This window comes from Streptomyces sp. CB02366, from assembly GCF_001905905.1.
Classification (GTDB): Bacteria; Actinomycetota; Actinomycetes; order Streptomycetales; family Streptomycetaceae; genus Streptomyces.
The window spans coordinates 1-2509 of the sequence record NZ_LIVT01000044.1 but is presented as its reverse complement, the minus strand read 5'-3'; the positions used below and the strand labels follow the sequence as shown (position 1 = coordinate 2509).

Below are 2509 nucleotides of genomic sequence, written 5' to 3'. Positions count from 1 at the left end.
CACGCGGGCGCCGCCGACCCCTCCCGAGGCGACGGCGGCACTGGCTCCACCCGTCGCGGCCATCGCGCCGATCGTGAGGCCGCCGATCAGCAGGGCCCTGCCGACACCGGCTCCGGATTTGCCGGCCGGGGCCTGGGCGAAGGGCCCGCCGAGAGCGCTGGTGCCGACGCGGATCCGCGCGCGGGTGGCGAGGCGGCGGCTGGTGCGGGCGAGGCGCCGCCGGTAGATGAACGCGGCTACGCAGATCGCGTCCAGGACGATGAACCGCACGGCGAGGCCGCCGGGCAGCTCTTGGTCGGAGGCGTCGAGCACGGCGTTCACCACGACGATGAACACCGCGAGGCTGATCACGGAGGTGAGCATCAGGGCCAGGGCGCGGGCGATGGCCGTAGCCCGGTCCCACAGCCAGCTGCGGCCCGGCCCGGGCAGCACGCCGAAGGCCAGGGCGACCTTCGCGAGAACCGCTTCGATGGCGATCTGTACCTGGGCGAACAGGAAGCCGCAGACGAGGACGATGATAAAGGCGCAGGTCAGGAACGTGGCGATCAGCATGAAGAAGGCGCCGCCGACCTTGTCCGGCGACGCTTTCTTCGCCGAGGCCGCGTTCTTGACGCACTTCTTCTCGAACTGGGCCAGCGGCCCCTTCTGCGCCGCCCGCTCCTTCAACACCGCATCGCCCGGGGCGCTCACCCCGGCGCTGAGGTCGCTGAGGGTTCCGCCGATGAGCGGCACCTTCTCCAGCAGCTTGTTGTCGGAGACGAGCTTCTCGTCCATCTCCCGGTCGAAGACGGCCTGCTCGATCCGCGAGTCGCGGAACATCGTGCCGCACTGCGAGCCCCCGCCCTTGGCCGGGTTCTCGAACGTCCGCCCGTAGGACAGGTACATCGCGGGCCGGACGACGAACGCGTCGACCAGGGCGTCGGTGACCGGCCGGGCCATCGCGGTCGCCCGATCCCGCACCTGCGCCCCGACGGTGTCCCCCGTCGGGGCCTTCTCCCAGCCGGCGTCCGTGGTGGTGCGCCCCTGCGAATCGACCGCTTCGCCGTCCAGGACCAGAGCGGCGGTCTCCAGCGCGATCGCCTTCACGGTGGCGACCGCCCCCGTGTCCGGGCCGAGCAGGAGCTGCGGGGGCGAGGCCAGCGCGCCGATCGCGAGCGCGGAGAGCACCAGCCCGGCCGCCATCTCCCCCCAGCCGCGCACCCGACTGCCGAACAGCAGGTGCCCCGCCGCGACGACCAGCGTGAACGTGAGGAACAGCAGCGGCAGACCCATCTGGACGATGGCGCCGCTGTAGAGGGAGTTGGAGACGGTCAGTACCGGCTTGAGGAGGAGGTGGGCCAGCGAGAAGGACAGGCTCCAGCTGATCAGGAAGCAGGCAAAGCAGACCAGCCACTTGTTGCCGAGGAAGAGCATCTCCACGGCGAACTTGGCCGCGCTGAGATCCCAGTCGCTCCAGTCCCCGGTGTCGGCGTAGATGCGGTAGGAGCTGACCGGGTTCCCGTCGCGGTCGGTGACCTCGAACGCCGACAGCACGCCCCCCTGCTGCGCCCGGTCCTTCTTGTACTCCTGAACCTTCTTCTCGAACTCGGCCCGCGCCTTCGCCTCCTCCTTCCGGCTCTCCTCGATGCTGTCCTGCACCAGCGGCGAGTCCGCCGGGTCGGCCGAGGGGTCCGGATCGGGGATCAGCGGCGCCGGGTCGAGCGGGTTCTCCGGCCCCGGCAGGGTGGGGCCCGCCGACGGCGTCGGGGCGGGCGGGGGAGCGGCGTTCGCCGTCACGGCCGACAGCGTCAGCGCCAAGGCGAAGGAGAGGGCGAGCAGCAGCAGCCCGGCGACCATGGCGCGGCCCGGACGCAGCCACCGTGCGCTCCTGCACCGTATCCGGGGCCACACGGCGCCCGCCCGCCCGGCCGCAGCCACCCTGTCCGGCCGGTTCATGCCGCGCCCGCGCTCTGGATCGGCTGCGAGTAGATGTGCTTCGCGACGGCCTCGTCCGCCGGCACCATGATCTGCATGGTGCCGATCCGCCCGGCCAGATCGCGGTGCAGGCACCCCCCGGCCAGCGCTTCACGCTCCTGGTCGCTCATGTCCGGGCCGCTGGGCGACAGGCGGGTGGTGACGGTCTCCAAGAGCTCCTTGTCGTCGGGGTTGCAGCCCAGGAACGCCAGCCCCCGGCGCGCCAGGTCCTCGTCCGTGTGCCGGAAGAGGAACTTCCTGCGGATCAGGCCCCGCAGGACCCGGCCCGCTTCGCTGTTGGGGCCGATGTCGTCCGCATCGGGCGAACCGAACAGGGCGCCCGCGTTGTGCTTGCGCCCGTTCCAGCGGCCCGTACCCGGCGGTCGGCGCCTCCTCGCCGGGCAGGTTGGCCCGCCAGAACCTCTGATCGGCGAGGTCGCGGAAGCGCGGGGCGAAGCGGAAGCCGAGCATCTTGTACAGGCCGAAGGCCATGTCGGAGTACGAGGCGTTGTCGGTCGCGACCATCTCCGGCTTCACCCCGCCGTCGAGGTTCAGC

2 protein-coding genes and 1 pseudogene are annotated in these 2509 nt (G+C 71.7%); all 3 read right to left on the bottom strand.

Translation table 11 applies throughout. The features are described from left to right. Positions 1 to 1836: hypothetical protein (locus AMK24_RS32500; protein WP_073772460.1), on the bottom strand; the 1836-nt coding region annotated here is incomplete at its 3' end. Positions 1837 to 1931: 95 nt separating this feature from the next. Beyond that, the gene (locus tag AMK24_RS32965; protein ID WP_242435354.1) at positions 1932 to 2261 is read right to left on the bottom strand and encodes an ATP-binding protein; all 330 of its coding nucleotides are present in this window, start codon (positions 2259 to 2261) and stop codon (positions 1932 to 1934) included. 55 nt (positions 2262 to 2316) lie between these two features. Then, positions 2317 to 2509, bottom strand: a pseudogene (locus AMK24_RS32490) (Tn3 family transposase); the annotation flags it as partial.